This window comes from Streptococcus sp. HMSC072D05 (assembly GCF_001815805.1).
Classification (GTDB): domain Bacteria; phylum Bacillota; class Bacilli; order Lactobacillales; family Streptococcaceae; genus Streptococcus.
Genome location: NZ_KV821982.1, coordinates 148,980 through 166,105, shown reverse-complemented (window position 1 = coordinate 166,105; position 17,126 = coordinate 148,980). Strand labels below are relative to the sequence as shown.

Below are 17,126 nucleotides of genomic sequence, written 5' to 3'. Positions count from 1 at the left end.
AAGTTAGGAGGTCTTTATTTAATGATTATATGATACAAGATGAATCTTAAAGCTAACTTAACTTTTTCTCTGATTTATCATTTTTTAAAAAATTTTTTTCAAATGGATTTTTCCTCCCCAAGTCATAAAAAAGCCACCTGATTGGGTGACTTCTCTAGGAGATTATGATGAAAAAGAAAAGTTTGGGATTTCATTAAATAAAGGGTACTCAATGAAAATCGAAATCAGACTAGGTAGATAGACGCAAGCATAACTATAGTTAGCTAAGTCGACTCTAACGAAGGTTGATGAGATTTTCGAAGAGTATTAGGAGGTCTTTATTTAATAACTATATGATACACAAGGAGACTTAAACTTTACTTAATAAAAAATAATTTTTTTATCTTTTTCGATCCACCCAAATCATTCCTGTACAATCATAAGTAGATAAGGTTTCAAATCCCAGAGAACGATAGAATCCCAAATTTTTCTCTGTTTGGTCTGTCACCAGTTGAATTTGATAAGCATCCTTGTAGTCTATCAAAGCCTCTTTCATCAAGTTGCTACCAATTCCTTGGCGCTGATAGCTAGGCAAAACGATCAAATCCTGGACAAAAATCGATGAAAAACCATCTCCGACCAAACGGACCAAGCCCACCACGGCATCGCCATCAAGTGCCAGGTAAATCGCTAATGAGTGAGACAAGGCCTTCTCCAACATCTGAGGTTGATGGGTATAATTTGTCCAACCGACAGCCTGATAGAGATGCAAAACATCCTCTAACTTGACAATTTCTTGCTTTTTAATAGTGATCATGTCAACACCTCTTAAAGTTCTCTCAAGCTCTTGTACTGTCGTCCATTTTTATCAAAATTTTCAGGAGCCAACCATGTTTCTAAACGAGCTTTGACTTGAGGCCAGTCCTTATCAATCATAGAGAGCCAATCCGTATCTCTCGTACGCCCCTTATAAACGACTGCCTGACGGAAGTTTCCTTCATAGACAAATCCCAAACGCTCCGCAGCTCGTCTGGATGGCAGATTAAGAGCATCACACTTCCATTCGTAGCGACGATAGTTAAGCTCCTCAAAAACATATCGCGCTAGGAGATACTGAGCCTCTGTCCCTATACGTGTTCCCCTGAGCTCTGGAGAAAAAGTGACTGCGCCCACTTCTATTACTCGGTTATTCTGGTCAATGCGCATGAGAGAAAAAGTCCCTAAAGCCTTACCAGTTGCCTTGTCTATAATCACGTAGTAAAAACGGTCCTTACGAGCCAACATCTGATTTAAGACGGTAACCAACTCCTCCATATCTGCCACTGGTTCCTGAAAGAGATAGGTCCACATCTCCCGAGGCGTATCTGAACCATAAACAGCTAATAAATCCTCTGCATGCTTTTCTACCGAAAGAGCCTCTATCCGAGCGTAGCGCCCTTCTAAGAAATCAATGGAAGGCAATTCACCAGATGTATAACCTTCCATTGACTCACCAATTATCTGACCATATTCATTTACTGGCATTGTTTTCTCCTTGTTTTAGGCTGAAAATACTATATCATAATTTACTCTATATGGAAACTAGCACTCTCCTCAAACCTCATCCTCAACACTACATTAGTGATTCGTTTTCTTTCTTTTATCTTCTAAGGCTTGATTAATTCGTTGGGTGAGTTTGTGAGTTTGCCAGATCTGGTACAACCATATCAGTCCATAAATTAATAAGAAAAAGAACCAAAGCAAGGGACTCAACAATGCTGAACCCCAGCCAAAAAATAGGTAGGTTAATACTAAAATAGTAGCTGTCGCTAACAAATGAACTCCTACACGCATACTATAAGCAAGAAACTCTAGTCTTTCAAGGATTAAAGTCAATACCCCCATAATTCCACTCATCAAAAACAAAGCTAGAATATTTTTTGTCGTTGGTGCGGGATAGGTAATACCTGAATAAAACTGAGCCAATAACACCAAACTCAAATAAACAAAGGAGGCCGTACGCATTCCTGATACAAAATAAGCAATCAATCGCTTCATGATTTTCTCCTATAAACCTAGATAATCCATTAAGGACTTAACGTATTTCCGACTCACACTCGATTTGAGACCCCGAGTCATCTTAGCCATCATGTTCCCTGAAAAGCTATCCGATAATGACTCTAAATGGTCAATGTTTATAACTGAATGACGTGATATCTGTATAAAGTTACGCCGGTTAATCCGATTCTGAAAGTTTGTCAATGTTTCCTTAGTTTTATAAATCCCGTCTACTGTATAAATGGTCAACAAATTTTTATCGATATCTGCTAGAATAAGATCCTCAATTTTCACCATAACCAGATGATCATCCGTTCGAATAGGAACGACCACCTGATTGGTCGTTGAAAATTGTTCTAAATACTCCATGACCTCTCTTGCTTGGTCGGTTAACTGAGCTGCCTGAATTAAAATGTGTGGGTCTTTTTCTGAAAACTCTGTCTTCATTTCAAAACGAATCTTCATTTTCTCTCCAATACATCTTTATTTTCTCTTGCTAAACACTTTAACAAATAAAAGCCAAAGAAAAATAGCGATGAGACTGATAATAACCACTATAAAGTATGTTTCTTCCTTTGTCAATAGTTCTTGCCAGTTGATTTGGATTCCCATTTTTTCTTGAAATTCCTGTAACAGACTGTTATTTCCTGAAAATGCGGTCTCTAACCGCTCTTTCATCAAGACTTGTCGATAGAGAGAAGCAATATAAGTTGCAGGGGTACATTTCATGAAAAGCTGTGCAGAATCAGGTGATACTCCAATGGGGATATAAGTTCCTACTAAAAATCCAGAAGCAGTTCCCACTATCGTTGCTAGTTTACCAAGGCTATCTACAGATTGAAAACGGTAAATCAAGAGAACATTTACCAGACTTGAAAGCAGACTGCTTAACAACATAATCAAAGCGATTTCCGGTAAATAGCTGATAACTGGGCTCTCTTTAAAATAAAAACTCATAACAGCATACATAAACACCTGCATGACAAAAGAAATGACAATACTACTGATTAGATAGGACGCCTGTAAGGCCCAGTTACCTAAATCTGTCAAGAAAAGATCTTGATCCACTTGATTTTCGCGGTCCTGAACCATTTGTTTAAGAGCTGTAAAACTGGTTGTCATCCCAGTCACAGCCAATGTCCCACCCATCAGCCAGTTATTTAAAAGGTTCGTACTATTAGGGAGTTGGGACCAAGAATCCGTCAAATTCTTCTGCAAAAAAATAATATAAAGGAGGAAGGAAATCAATGCCCCCAATAATGAGAAAAATACCCCCGAACGATTACGAAAATATAAGATAAAATTCCGTTTCAATAAAGCTAACATTAGCGAACCTCTCTTCCTGTAAGTGCAATAAAGGCATCATCCATAGTACCCGGACGAAACTCAAAAGAATCAATTTCTTCTCGAACTTTTGCCAAATATTCAATGGCCTCCTGTGACGTCCTTGGATAAAAAAGATATTCCATCTCATTTTCTTCCTCGACTGTCATTCCAGTCTGTCGCAATTTTTCTAGATCCTTCATTTCCTTAAAACGAATTTTTAGGATATTAGATGCATACTGGCTTTTAATAGCAGTCGCAGAACCTTGCGCAATCACTTTCCCATGATCAACGATATAGATCTGATCCGCTTCATCTGCTTCATCCAGATAATGAGTCGTTAAGATAATAGTCATCCCTTCATCCTTTTGTAGTCGATACAGTAGATCCCAGATGGATTTGCGAGTTTGAATATCAAGACCTGTCGTTGGTTCATCCAAGAAAAGAATATCTGGTCGCGAAAGAAGAGCACGCGCAATATCAACCCGACGTTTTTGCCCACCTGACAAAGTCCCATATAGTTGTTTCTGGAAAGCAGTCAAACCCAGTTGATGAATCAAATCATCCACACGACTTTCCGCAATCTCCTTATACTGTTGAGCACGAATCGTGAGATTTTCCCTAACCGTCAACATCTCATCCAGTACACTAGCTTGAAAAACAACTCCGATTTTCGTATTTGGCGCATATCGAATCTGACCTTGTGTCGGCTTTTTCAAACCGATTAACATGGAAATGGTGGTTGATTTCCCTGCACCATTGGGTCCCAAAATAGCATTGAAACTTCCTTTTTCAAACTCTAACTGGATATCGTCGACAGCCATATGATTGCCGTACCGTTTAGTCAAATGTTTAGCTTGTGAAATCATATTTTTTCCTCCTCTTTACCACACTAGTTTAACAAAAAGTATGAAAGAAAAATCGACTTTTGAGATAAGCAGTTAAAATGAAAGGCCAAGTGGTAAAATAATGGGGGTTAAATTAAAGTAGAGCAGGCTTATTTTTCTCCTATCGAATCACTAGAGGAAGTTTAAAATCACTTACAACCACACATTATATTTTTAAACATGTGCTATAAAAGAGGTGTTTTATAGCATCTGGCAGAAAAATCCAGGAGTCAATAGTATTGTTCTCGCTAAACCAAACAATAAAAAATGAATCAGAAATCATGGCACACACTCCCTTCTAGTAAAATGAAAATTCTGAATGGGCAGGATTGAATTTGAAGCAAGCAAGTATGGTCCTGAATTTGAAACTGCCATTAACGATAAGTCTATCTATTAGGAAAGAAAACTTCAACACAAGTAAAAACAGCTCTTTTTATCCAAGAAGAGCTGTTCTATTTTATGAAAGGGAGAGTTACTAGTGACCCTTGTGCTTCTCCCTACGTTTTTGCTGTTTGCGTTCAAATTTCTCTTGTTTGAGCAATTGCTTTTGAACACTAGATTGATGTTTTGAAATCTTTTTCCTTTCCTCACACTGCAACTGTAAAAGCTCTTGTGACTTAGAAGAAACTTTCTGCTTCACCTGTTTCTTTACAGCTCGCTGCAGACGCTTCGGATACTTAATCTTCACATGCTGTTTGACTGTTGCTGCTGGACTAAAAGATAATTGAGTAAACTGAGTCTGTAAGAACTCTAGAATTTCATCCTCTTTTGGCTCCTGACCAAATGTCACACGACAAACTTGATAAGTTCCCTCATACTCTTGTTCAAACAAACCATGCCAAAATCCATCTTCAAAATAAACTGTCAAGCCAATTGAAACGATTTCCACGACAGCACCTCCTTAAATCTATCCCTAAGAATGGACAACCAAGGAGGAAGGTTACTGATAGGCTTGCCTACGTCTGGACTACCAACCAGAACTGTGTTTTTATCTTAGTTGGAACTATTATAGCACGGTTCAGCACTATCTACAAATTTTTCAGATGTGTATCAAAAAAATTTATCGTAGCAAACCATGAGTCTACACTTTCTTTCATTAATAATCGCCAATCTTTTCGATAACGATGATTTGGTTGATACGCAATCGTCAACATATGCCCTGTTTCATGGTATTTTTTAAACAAAATGGATTCCCCTTTATAGTGTGAAATAATATCATCTATCGCGGATGATGCATTCCATATTTCATCAACATCGCTTCCTAGCAATAATAAAGGAGAGGCAATTTTACTCACATCAATCTGAGCCCTACTATCTTCAGGAATATGTTTTCCAAAAAACTTGTTTAACAAATAATTTCCTAGTTGAAATTTTTGATACGGAAGTTCTTTTTGCAAATATGTCCAAGAAGATGAATGAGAGTTGAGTTTTCCCTTTATTCCCTCAAATATTATATTTGAGGGGGAATTGAGTACCAAACATTGCACATCATCCAAAATACTTTGTCCAGCCAGAACAAGCTCTGCTCCTTTAGAACGACCATATATTCCTATTTTTGTATTATCAACTTGAGGATGATGATATAGAAAATCTTTCGCTTCCTCCAGACATTCTATCGGAATTCGTTCTAAATTTTGGGGTAACCCCTCTAAACCAAAATAAGCTATCGCAAGACAAATATAGCCTCTAGAAGATAAAAGTTGGGCAATGTTCTGAGCTTTTTCAATTCTTCCCTCACTACCACTAACAATAATCACGGCCGGCGCCTTTCTTAACTTTTCATCATAAAATAATCGACCTTGAAAATGCTTATCATAAATATCTTGATACCTTATTCCCAGATTCATATAACGCCTTACAAAACTTTTCTCCGCGACCACATCTTTCCCCATCTTGATTTTAATTTTAACACCAAAACGATCTCGCAATGGAATTCTATCAAGAGAACTCGGTAATCTCCTTCTCCTATTCTTCATCGGTTTCGCATTAAAGAATAATCCCATTTCTGAAATCCCTTTATAAGATCCCGAAATAGATGCTGTCTGAGAGGTATCAATCATACCGTCCTGATCAGATAAAAAAATTGCGGTTGATTTCCATATAACATCATGATCTAAAAGTAAGGGAGCATTTATACAGTAATAATCAGACAGGTACATTTCCACACAATACATTGTCCTTGGTTCTAAACCATTGATAGTAATAGAAAAAGATTCATCCGCTAAATCTGTTTGTGAAATCAGTTCTATGTTTACAGTCATATCTTCTCCTTTTGTTAATATACTTAACAACTAAAATTAAAATTTACCGCGACTTTTACCACGGTAATTCTCCCCACACCTTTTCAATGTCATCCATCAATTTCACAACTGTTTGAAGTTCCCCCTCGCTATAGTTGTTTAAAACTGAAAAGATTGATTTTTCAATATATGCTTGTTGCTCCTTATGGATTTTAAAAACTTCGATGCCTTTTTCAGATAATCTCAAATATTTATTTTTCCCATTATTCGAATCAAAATCAAAAAAAACTAAATTTTTTTGAATCAATCTTCTAACACTTTGAGTTATTGCACTTCTCGAAACTTCTAATAATTCAGATAATTTTACTAGATTTAAGGGCTGATTTTTCCCAATCACAACAATCAAATGTACCTCATTCAACGTAATAGATTTGTCAACAACACTTTTATGTTGATTTTTTTTTAACTGTTCAAACGCTAAAATAAACCTGTTGAAACGATTATTAAATGTAATAAATTCTTTTTTATCCATAATCTCTCTTTTCTTTGTTAATCATATTAACAAAATAGAAACTTCTTGTCAAATAAAAATCCTCCAGATTCTACTCTGAAGGATTTCTATCTTATTTCAAAACGATATTAACGAGTTTAGTTAGCTCAAACAGTTTGGGGAACTGTTTGAGGTTGGAAATCAGCAAATAAATTGGTTATTTCACAACAATATTAACCAATTTATTCGGTACCGCAATCACTTTCACGATTTCCTTACCGTCAATCTCCGCTTTGACTTTTTCGTCAGCGAGAGCAATTTCTTGTAATTCTTCGCGTGAGAGGTCTTTAGCGACCATGAGTTTGGCACGAACTTTTCCTTTAATTTGGACGACGATTTCGATTTCGTCTTCAACCAATTTGCTTTCGTCCCAAATTGGCCAAGCTACATAAGAGATGGGCTCACCTGTTGCAGCAACAGTTTGCCAGAGTTCTTCTGCCAAGTGAGGTGCAAATGGGGCAATCAATTGGATAAAGCCTTTGGCGTAGTCCACATAGAGTTTGTCTTCCTTATTAGCAGCGTTGACAAAGACCATAAGTTGGGCAATGGCTGTGTTGAATTTCATGGATTCGATTTGCTCAGTAACAGATTTAACTGTTTCATTGTAGACCTTGTCAAGAGCGCCATTATTTTCCGCAGCGATTTCTTTACTTGTAATCAAACGGTAAACACGGTCAAGGAATTTACGGCTTCCTTCCAGACCTTCTTCTGACCAAGCGATGGAAGCGTCAAGTGGCCCCATGAACATTTCATAAACACGAAGGGTATCAGCACCATATTGTTCCACCACATCGTCTGGGTTGACAACGTTCTTGAGCGATTTAGACATCTTGGCTGGTGCTTGCTCCAACTCTTCTCCTGTTTCCACATGGAAGAAAGAACCGTCACGTTTTTCAACCTTATCAGTCGCTACAAGAGCTCCACGGTGGTCACGGTAGCTTGTTCCCAAAATCATTCCTTGGTTAAAGAGTTTTTGGAATGGCTCCTTAGTCGGAACAACACCGAGGTCATAGAGGAATTTATGCCAGAAACGAGCGTAAAGCAAGTGAAGTACAGCGTGCTCCGCACCACCCACGTAGATATCCACTGGCAACCATTGTTTGAGGAGATCCTCGTCGGCCAATTTTTCTGTGTTGTGTGGGTCGATATAGCGGAGATAGTACCAACTTGAACCTGCCCATTGTGGCATAGTGTTTGTTTCACGACGACCTTTGACACCATCTTCACGCGTCACTTCAAGCCAGTCGGTCAAGTTAGCCAATGGGCTTTCCCCAGTACCTGAAGGACGGATATCCTTGGTGACTGGCAAGACAAGTGGGAGTTCACTTTCAGGAACAGCTGTTGAAGTCCCATCTTCCCAATGAATGATTGGGATTGGCTCACCCCAGTAACGTTGACGGCTAAAGAGCCAGTCGCGGAGACGGTAGGTAACCTTCTCTTGTCCACAACCTTTCTCTTCCAACCAAGCCACAATTTTAGCAATCGCTTCTTCTTTGTTCAGTCCATCTAGGAAGTCTGAATTGACATGAAGACCATCTTCAGTATAGGCAGCTTCTGCTACATTTCCACCTTCTAGCACTTCTACGATTGGAAGGTCAAATTGTTTGGCAAATTCCCAGTCACGTTGGTCGTGGGCTGGCACAGCCATAACGGCACCTGTTCCATAGCTCGCAAGAACATAGTCGGCGATCCAGATTGGAATTTCCTTACCATTGACAGGGTTGATAGCATAAGCACCAGTCCAAACCCCTGTTTTTTCCTTGGCAAGGTCGGTACGAGCCAAGTCAGACTTGAGACTAGCTTGGTGTTTGTAGTCTGCAACTGCATCAGCTTGCTCTGGACTTGTGATGGCGTCAACCAAGTCATGCTCAGGAGCCAAGACTGTGAAGGTCGCACCGAAAAGCGTATCAGGACGAGTTGTAAAGACGGTGAATTCCTTGTCAGTCTCTTTCACTTTGAAAGTTACATTGGCACCAGTGGATTTGCCAATCCAGTTGCGTTGCATATCCTTGATAGACTCTGGCCAATCCAACTCATCCAAGTCGTTAAGCAAGCGCTCTGCATAGGCCGTAATTTTGAGCATCCATTGGCGCATCGGTTTGCGGACAACAGGATAGCCTCCACGCTCAGAAGTTCCGTCAGGAAGGACTTCTTCGTTAGCGATAGCTGTTCCCAACTCTTCAACCCAGTTTACTGGCACTTCCGCTTCATAGGCCAAGCCCTTTTCGTAAAGCTTGGTAAAGATCCACTGAGTCCACTTATAGTAGTTTGGATCTGTTGTGTTGACTTCACGATCCCAGTCATAAGAGAATCCAAGCGCATTGATTTGGCGTTTAAAGTTGGCAATGTTTTCCGCTGTAAAGTCAGCTGGGTCATTCCCTGTATCCATGGCGTATTGCTCTGCAGGCAAACCAAAAGCATCCCACCCCATTGGGTGAAGGACATTGTAACCTTGAGCACGTTTGTAACGGCTAAGGATATCGGTTGCTGTATAACCTTCTGGGTGTCCTACGTGCAATCCAGCTCCTGAAGGATACGGGAACATGTCGAGAGCATAAAACTTCGGTTTTGATGCATCTGTTCCTGTCTTAAATGTATGATGTTCTGCCCAGTAGCCCTGCCACTTAGGTTCAATTTCTTTATGATTGTAAAAACTCATGGTCTCTCTCCAATTTTGTGATGTTACTATTATACCATTTTTGGGGGAATTTGGTCTCGTTCTATTCTACACTTTTCTATTTTACCTTGCTCTAGAATTTTTAAACTGCTATACTTATAACAGAAACCCCTTCTAAAGGAGGTAACGGATGTCTCATTCCTTTAAAAGATCTCTTCAAAAAGAAATTCTACATAGAAGCTCCATAGCAGCTTTTATATCTTCTCTTTTATTACTAATTTTTCTTTTTGGGTTTTCCTATTTTTTACAAAAACAACAACTAGCTAAAGATACTCAACAAATTGCTCAACATGTTCATGACATGAAACAAGCGAATTATGAATTGTTGGAAACTATGAATAAAAAAATGGTTCCAGAATTTATAGAAGGTAAACACACTGACAGGGAATTATTTAGTCTATTTTATGAAACAAAAGCTCAACTAAAACTCAGTTCTGATTTTGTCATTCTCGATGATACTGGCGAACTTTTATTTAGCACTAATCGCAATCATAAAGAAACTCTTTTAGCTCCCTATTATTTAAAATTATTAATTCAAAATCCTACCCAAGGATCCATTTCAGAGAAAGTTGCTCTATCTATGGATAAGCAGCATTATGCTGTCTTTATTATGCCCATAATTCAAAATCAACGAGCAATAGCTTACAGTATTTCTTTTGTTAATGAGAATGACTTCGTATCAAGTATCCCTTTAATTAATTCAAAATACGTCATCACAGATACCTTTGGTAATATATACTCTAGTAATACTAATCAATTTACACAATCAACTCTGGAAAAATTTGATGAGAAATCTCTCCATTCAAAAACACATTGGTTCGTTGAAAATCCAATTTTGATTGAAAAGCGTAAAGTTGATTCAATTTTTTCAATTTACACTTTCCAATCATTCTTTCCTATTCCTAGCTTACTTAGTCTTGCTTCCATACTAACACTTTGTATCTTTCTATTATATTTTTGGCAGGCTAGGAGAATTGCCCATAAAATCACAACCCATAATGCTGGTCCTATTGAAAGTTTAGTCTTTCAATTACATGAAATTCCTAAGAAAAAAGAAAAGAAACTTACTCTCCATACTGAGGATGAATTTGAACTGATAGCTGAGAAAATTAACGATATGCTACAGGAGTTGGACGAACTTCATCAAAAGATGTTGACCATTGAAAAGGAAAAATGGGTTTTTGAAAGAAAAATGCTAGAAGCTCAGTTTAATCCTCACTTCCTATACAATACCTTGGAAACTATTAAAATCACGAGTATGATTGATGCTAGTATTACACAAGACCTTATTCAAAATCTAACACGCATCCTGCGATACAGCGTGACTGAATTAGAAAAAGAAACGACTCTTGGGAAGGACTTAGAAATTATCGAAGCATATCTAAAGATTCATCAGATTCGCTTTGAACAATTTTCTTATCATATTGACTATTCTCAAAAACTATATTCACAAGTCATCCCAAAACTTTTCCTATTACCGCTTGTAGAAAATGCTCTAAAATACGGAAGGCAGTATCGTATAGATCTTTCCATCTCTATCAAAATCACTCAGAATCAGGAAGAGCTAACCTTTATCATTATGGATAATGCCGGTGGTTTAACTAAACAAGAACGCCTACATATCCTAGAATCCCTGAACAGTCCACATACTCAACACGGTATTGTCAATAGTTACAAACGATTGAATAACTTCTTTGAAAATGTCGAATTGGATTTAGGAGTAAATCCTAAAGGTGAAACGTTTGTTAAATTTGTCACGAAAGGAAGAACACATGTTTAAGCTAATCATTGTCGAAGACGAGCACTTAATTCGAAAATGGCTTGAGATTGCTGTAGACTACTCTACCTTAGGTATTCAAGTCGTAGGAACCGCTAGTCATGGACAAGAAGGAATGGAACTAATTCAAAAACTAAAACCACATATTGTACTGACAGATATCACCATGCCTATCATGGATGCCTTCATGATGTTTGAAGCCACACAGTCTATTTCCTATGAAAAAGTAATCCTATCTGGCTATGATGATTTCCAAAATGCAAAAAAAACTATGCAATTTGGAGCTGTAGATTTTCTATCAAAACCCATAAATATCATAGAATTAACAGAATGTCTAGAGAAAATAATTCTTCGCCTTCAAATGGATCAACATCAAAACAAGCCATTTTTACAAGATTATCAGATTTTTGTCACCTCTCTTCAAAAAATCAATCCTCAAAACCAACTGATTCAACAAATTCTCGAATTTATACACCAGCACTACTCCGAACACTTTACTATTTCTACTATTGCAGAAAATTTAGGCTATAGCGAAAGTTATCTATATAAAGTTATCAAAGAAGATTTTCCAATTACCTTGAATGAATATATCCTACAGTATAGATTAAAACAAGCAGTTGAAAAAATAATCCAACATCCTGACTATCCACTTAGCCAAATTGCTGAACAAGTGGGGTTCTCAGACTATAAATATTTTGGGAAAGTTTTTAAGAAATACTTTCATATTTCCCCAAAAGAATTAAAAACCATTGGAAGAATAGTATAAAAACTATTCTTCTTTTTTGTAGAGAATTTTCCACTATTAGGATAGAATTTTGAGTTTTAAAAACGCTTACATTCTTTTACAATAGATATAACAAAAACTTTGGAGGTATCCATCATGAAAAAGAAATGGATGTATTTTGCTGCTTGTGGACTTGCTATTCTAGGACTGACTGCCTGCTCTTCTGACGACACTTCAGGAGATAAGGCAACCGAAAACGGTGGAAGTGACACTCTGGTAGTCTATTCGCCAAACTCAGAAGGCTTAATTGGTGCGACAATTCCTGCTTTTGAAGAAAAATATGGTATTAAAGTTGAACTCATTCAAGCAGGAACTGGTGAGCTCTTTAAAAAGCTAGAGTCTGAAAAAGAAGCACCTGTAGCAGATGTCATATTTGGTGGTTCCTATACTCAATATGCCACTCACGGAGAACTCTTTGAAAATTACGTTTCTCCAGAAAACGAAAATGTAATCAAAGAATATCAAAATACAACCGGTTACTCAACTCCTTACACATTAGACGGTAGTGTATTAATTGTAAATCCTGATTTGACTAAGGGTATGAATATCGAAGGATATAGCGATCTTATCAAACCAGAGCTCAAAGGAAAAATTGCAACAGCTGACCCTGCTAACTCTTCTAGTGCTTTTGCTCAACTAACAAACATGTTACAAGCTGAGGGGGGATATGCAGATGACAAGGCTTGGACTTATGTAAAAGATCTCTTCACATTAATTAATGGTAAAATCGGTTCAAGTTCATCTGGTGTTTATAAAGCAGTGGCAGATGGAGAAATGGCTGTTGGTCTTTCATATGAAGATCCTGCAGTTAAACTTTTAAACGACGGTGCTAACATTAAAGTTGTTTATCCAAAAGAAGGAACTGTTTTCTTACCAGCGAGTGCTGCTATTATAAAAAACGCAAAAAACAAAGAAAATGCTAAGAAATTTATCGATTTCATCATTTCTCAAGACGTACAAGATACTCTAGGTACTACAACTACTAACCGTCCTGTTCGTAAAAATGCTAAAACTAGCGAAAATATGAAACCAATCGAACAAATCAAAGTACTAACTGAAGACTATGACTATGTCATCAAAAACAAATCAGAAATTGTTAAGAAATACAACGAAATCTTTACAGATATCCAATCTAAACAGTAATAGGGGTTGACTATGAGCGAGATTAAAATTATTAATGCTAAGAAAATTTACAATGATGTGCCCGTTATCGAAAATTTAAATGTTACAATTCCTAAGGGAAGCCTTTTCACTCTCCTTGGGCCTTCAGGATGCGGGAAAACAACTTTGCTTCGTATGATTGCTGGGTTCAACAGCATCGAAGGAGGAGAATTCTACTTCGATGATACCAAAATTAATAACATGGAACCTAGCAAGCGTAACATCGGAATGGTGTTCCAAAACTATGCGATTTTCCCACATTTGACAGTGCGTGATAACGTAGCGTTTGGACTCAAGCAGAAAAAAGTTCCAAAAGAGGAGCTCATAAAACAAACTAACAAATACCTTGAGTTGATGCAGATTGCTCAGTACGCTGATCGTAGACCAGATAAACTTAGTGGTGGTCAACAACAACGGGTTGCCTTAGCACGCGCTTTAGCTGTTAATCCTAGCGTTCTCCTTATGGATGAACCTCTAAGTAACCTAGATGCCAAACTTCGCTTAGATATGCGTCAAGCTATCCGAGAAATCCAACACGAAGTTGGTATTACAACTGTCTACGTAACTCATGACCAAGAAGAAGCCATGGCCATTTCTGACCAAATTGCTGTTATGAAAGACGGTGTTATTCAACAAATTGGTCGTCCCAAAGAGCTTTACCATAAACCAGCAAATGAATTTGTTGCAACATTTATTGGTAGAACAAATATAATCCCTGCTCGTCTAGAAAAACAAGCTGACGGAGCTTACATAGTCTTTGAAGACGGCTATTCTCTTCGTATGCCAACTCTTGATCAAGTTGACGAGCAAAACATCCGTGTTAGCATTCGTCCTGAAGAATTTATCCGTGATGAAAATGGTCCAATCAATGGAACAATCACTGACAGTGTTTACCTTGGGCTTAACACTGAATACTTCATTGAAACTGGATTTGCTCCAAAACTTCAAGTAAGTGAAGAATCAACATTCGAAGAAGATTTAGAAAAAGGAGATTGTGTTCGTTTGAGAATCAATACTCAAAAACTCAATGTCTTCTCTGAAGACGGTTCGCGAAATCTCATAAAAGGAGTCAGCCATGGAGCGTAAAAAACTAAACATATGGACTGGATCTTCCTTCTTCATTTTCCTTACCTACTTGGTTTTCTTGGTCTACCCAATTGTGACTGTACTAAAGCAAGCACTGGTAAATGAAGGTAGCTTCTCTTTAGAAAATTTTGTTACATTCTTTAGCAAATCTTATTATTCTGAGACACTCATTAATAGTTTTAAAGTTTCTGTAACTGCAACAATTACTTCTGTCGTTGTTGGTACCTTGCTAGCTTATCTATTTTCAATGTATGACTTCAAGGGGAAGAAATTTTTGCAAATCTTGATTATCATCGCATCCATGTCAGCTCCCTTTGTAGGTGCCTATTCTTGGATTCTACTTCTTGGTAGAAACGGAGTTATTACAAAATTTCTAACCAACACACTCCATTTGCCCGCTTTTGATATCTATGGCTTTAAAGGTATTGTACTTGTCTTTACACTCCAACTTTTCCCACTCGTTTTCCTTTACGTAGCTGGAACCATGAAGAGTATTGACAACTCCCTCTTGGAAGCTGCTGAAAGCATGGGATCTTTCGGCTTTAAACGAATTGTAACAGTCGTTTTACCTCTTCTAGTCCCAACTTTACTAGCAGCAGCGCTCCTAGTGTTTATGAGAGCTTTCTCAGACTTCGGTACTCCGATGCTGATTGGTGAGGGATATCGTACTTTCCCAGTATTAATCTATACTCAGTTTATCAGTGAAGTTGGAGGCAACTCGGCTTTCGCATCTGCCTTAGCAATCATGGCCATTACAATCGCCCTTGCTATCTTCCTCATCCAAAAGTATATTTCAAATCGTTTCAGCTTCAGTATGAACTCGCTTCATCCAATCGAACCTAAGAAAACGACAAAAGGAAAGATGGCTGCTATTTATGTAACTGTTTATGGTATTATTATATTCTCTGTCTTACCTCAAGTTTACTTGATTTATACATCATTCCTTAAAACATCAGGTATGGTATTTGTTAATGGATACTCATTAAATAGCTATAAAACAGCCTTCAACCGTATGGGGTCTGCTATTTTCAATACCATTCGCATCCCTCTACTTGCCTTGATTCTCGTTGTTTTATTTGCAACCTTCATCTCATACCTTGCTGTTCGTAAACGCAACCTATTTACGAATCTAATCGATAGTCTTAGTATGGTACCTTATATCGTACCAGGAACTGTTCTCGGTATTGCATTTATCTCTTCATTCAATACAGGAATCTTCGGAAGTGGCTTCCTTATGATTACAGGAACAGCCTTTATCCTGATCATGTCCTTATCTGTTAGAAGACTCCCATATACTATTCGATCTTCAGTAGCTAGCTTGCAACAAATTTCTCCGAGCATTGAAGAAGCTGCAGAAAGTTTAGGAAGTAGTCGTCTTAATACCTTTACTAAAATCACCACCCCAATGATGCTTTCAGGTATCATCTCAGGGGCAATCCTATCATGGGTAACGATGATTTCAGAACTTTCTACTTCAATTCTCTTATACAATGTTAAGACTAGAACAATGACTGTAGCTATCTACACTGAAGTACTTCGTGGAAATTATGGCGTGGCGGCTGCTTTGTCAACTATCCTCACTGTCTTGACAGTTACTTCATTATTACTATTTATGAAAATTTCTAAAAACAATAGCATTACCCTCTAGTTTTCCCCTATCAAAAACAGCCAAAAGGATATCCCTCGGCTGTTTTTTTCTTATGTTTATATGGTTACCAAATCTCTAGTTTATGGCAAGCAGTTCTATTTTGACTAAATAGAGGGCTCTTCCATCTTCTTACGTCCGAGCTCTCGATAGCTACGGTCACCAACAACTTCTACGCTAAACTGACCGTCCTCATATTCAAGAATCGTCACGCTACCATTATCCAGACCATGCGGATGCATGCCATTGATCAGATAAACAATGGTACCAATCGTCATTCCATGGCTCACAACGAGGGCATTACCCCCACCTTGTTCTTCCATTTCTTTAGCAATCGCTTCAAAGCCTTCCTTGATTCGACCACTGAGTTTTTCCCAACCTTCAGCCCAGCCTGCAGTATCAACCTCTACCAAACCTTCTGCTAGTTCTGCATAGGACAACTGATGAACATGGTCTACATTGAAAATTCTCGGAATCAATCCCATAAAGAGGTCCCCATCATAGGCCCCATCAAAACTACCAAAGCACCACTCTCTGATGCGCTTGTCCATGCGGTAAGGGATTTTCCCCTGTAGTCCAAGTTCTTCTAGGATAATTCCCATGGTTTGAATAGTGCGACCTGAATCACTGGAATAAGCGCGGTCAAACTGCAAGCCAGACTCTCTCAAGCCAATTCCCAGTTCATGGATTCCCAACTCACCTTCTGCAGTCAGAGGTGTATCACTCCATCCTTGAGCACGTCCAATGGTGTTAAACATCGTTTTCCCATGACGGACCAAATACAATCTTACTTTAGACATTTTCTATCCTCCATTTTCTTCTATTATATCATGGATCAAAGAAATATTCGGCTTTCAAAAGCAAAGCCAACATTTGTAAATTATCCAAAAGAAAAGCTACCCTCATGGTAGCTTCCCTAGGAGATTATTATGAAAAAGTTTAGGATTTCTATTAAATAAAGTTAGGAGGTCTTTATTTAA

16 protein-coding genes are annotated in these 17,126 nt (G+C 38.0%); 5 read left to right on the top strand and 11 right to left on the bottom strand.

All coding sequences use genetic code 11. From position 1 onward, the window contains the following. Nucleotides 1-379: 379 nt before the first annotated feature. From HMPREF3057_RS00835 to leuS, 10 genes are all read right to left on the bottom strand, one after another. Entirely contained in the window at nt 380-796 is a 417-nt protein-coding gene (locus tag HMPREF3057_RS00835) for a GNAT family N-acetyltransferase (RefSeq protein ID WP_000628401.1), read from the bottom strand. 11 nt (nt 797-807) lie between these two features. Further along, nucleotides 808-1,503, bottom strand: coding sequence for a GNAT family N-acetyltransferase (locus HMPREF3057_RS00830; protein WP_001144895.1), 696 nt, complete (start codon nt 1,501-1,503; stop codon nt 808-810). 93 nt (nt 1,504-1,596) lie between these two features. Next, nucleotides 1,597-2,016 (bottom strand): DUF3021 domain-containing protein, encoded by a 420-nt coding sequence (locus HMPREF3057_RS00825; RefSeq protein WP_000825486.1) that lies wholly within the window; start codon nt 2,014-2,016, stop codon nt 1,597-1,599. Nucleotides 2,017-2,025: 9 nt separating this feature from the next. Beyond that, entirely contained in the window at nt 2,026-2,481 is a 456-nt protein-coding gene (locus HMPREF3057_RS00820; RefSeq protein ID WP_000701942.1) for a LytTR family DNA-binding domain-containing protein, read from the bottom strand. Nucleotides 2,482-2,499: 18 nt separating this feature from the next. Then, a complete protein-coding gene (locus HMPREF3057_RS00815; RefSeq protein WP_000880496.1) occupies nt 2,500-3,342 on the bottom strand; it encodes an ABC transporter permease in 843 nt (280 codons plus the stop codon). Beyond that, the gene (locus tag HMPREF3057_RS00810; RefSeq protein ID WP_070696010.1) at nt 3,342-4,208 is read right to left on the bottom strand and encodes an ABC transporter ATP-binding protein; all 867 of its coding nucleotides are present in this window, start codon (nt 4,206-4,208) and stop codon (nt 3,342-3,344) included. Before HMPREF3057_RS00810 ends, HMPREF3057_RS00815 begins: the two co-directional genes overlap by 1 nt. Nucleotides 4,209-4,701: 493 nt before the next feature. Then, the gene (locus tag HMPREF3057_RS00805) at nt 4,702-5,115 is read right to left on the bottom strand and encodes a YjdF family protein (protein ID WP_070696008.1); all 414 of its coding nucleotides are present in this window, start codon (nt 5,113-5,115) and stop codon (nt 4,702-4,704) included. A gap of 139 nt (nt 5,116-5,254) precedes the next feature. Next, a complete protein-coding gene (locus tag HMPREF3057_RS00800; RefSeq protein WP_070696006.1) occupies nt 5,255-6,487 on the bottom strand; it encodes an acyl-CoA thioesterase/BAAT N-terminal domain-containing protein in 1,233 nt (410 codons plus the stop codon). Between the two features lie 55 nt (nt 6,488-6,542). Continuing rightward, nucleotides 6,543-6,998 carry a MarR family winged helix-turn-helix transcriptional regulator gene (locus HMPREF3057_RS00795; RefSeq protein ID WP_070696004.1) on the bottom strand — a complete coding sequence of 152 codons (456 nt, stop codon included), beginning with the start codon at nt 6,996-6,998 and terminating at the stop codon, nt 6,543-6,545. 175 nt (nt 6,999-7,173) lie between these two features. Then, on the bottom strand, nt 7,174-9,675 hold the full coding sequence (leuS, locus tag HMPREF3057_RS00790; protein ID WP_070696002.1) for a leucine--tRNA ligase: 2,502 nt from the start codon (nt 9,673-9,675) through the stop codon (nt 7,174-7,176). A gap of 148 nt (nt 9,676-9,823) precedes the next feature. Between leuS and HMPREF3057_RS00785 the strand changes: the two genes are divergently transcribed. The 5 genes from HMPREF3057_RS00785 (at nt 9,824) to HMPREF3057_RS00765 (ending at nt 16,149) form a co-directional block, all read left to right on the top strand. Next, entirely contained in the window at nt 9,824-11,473 is a 1,650-nt protein-coding gene (locus HMPREF3057_RS00785) for a sensor histidine kinase (RefSeq protein WP_070696001.1), read from the top strand. Then, nucleotides 11,466-12,236, top strand: a complete 771-nt coding sequence (locus HMPREF3057_RS09855; RefSeq protein ID WP_083312786.1) for a response regulator transcription factor — start codon at nt 11,466-11,468, stop codon at nt 12,234-12,236. Before HMPREF3057_RS00785 ends, HMPREF3057_RS09855 begins: the two co-directional genes overlap by 8 nt. A 114-nt stretch (nt 12,237-12,350) precedes the next feature. Then, entirely contained in the window at nt 12,351-13,397 is a 1,047-nt protein-coding gene (locus HMPREF3057_RS00775; RefSeq protein WP_049520525.1) for an ABC transporter substrate-binding protein, read from the top strand. Between the two features lie 12 nt (nt 13,398-13,409). Next, on the top strand, nt 13,410-14,501 hold the full coding sequence (locus HMPREF3057_RS00770; RefSeq protein WP_049520526.1) for an ABC transporter ATP-binding protein: 1,092 nt from the start codon (nt 13,410-13,412) through the stop codon (nt 14,499-14,501). After that, nucleotides 14,491-16,149: an ABC transporter permease gene (locus tag HMPREF3057_RS00765; RefSeq protein WP_049520527.1), complete on the top strand. Its 1,659-nt coding sequence runs from the start codon at nt 14,491-14,493 to the stop codon at nt 16,147-16,149. The genes HMPREF3057_RS00770 and HMPREF3057_RS00765 overlap by 11 nt, the downstream gene beginning before the upstream one ends. Before the next feature lie 104 nt (nt 16,150-16,253). Here the strand turns inward: HMPREF3057_RS00765 and HMPREF3057_RS00760 are convergent, their stop codons facing one another. After that, complete coding sequence (locus HMPREF3057_RS00760) at nt 16,254-16,946, bottom strand: histidine phosphatase family protein (protein WP_070695999.1); 693 nt, start codon at nt 16,944-16,946, stop codon at nt 16,254-16,256. Nucleotides 16,947-17,126 lie beyond the last annotated feature (180 nt).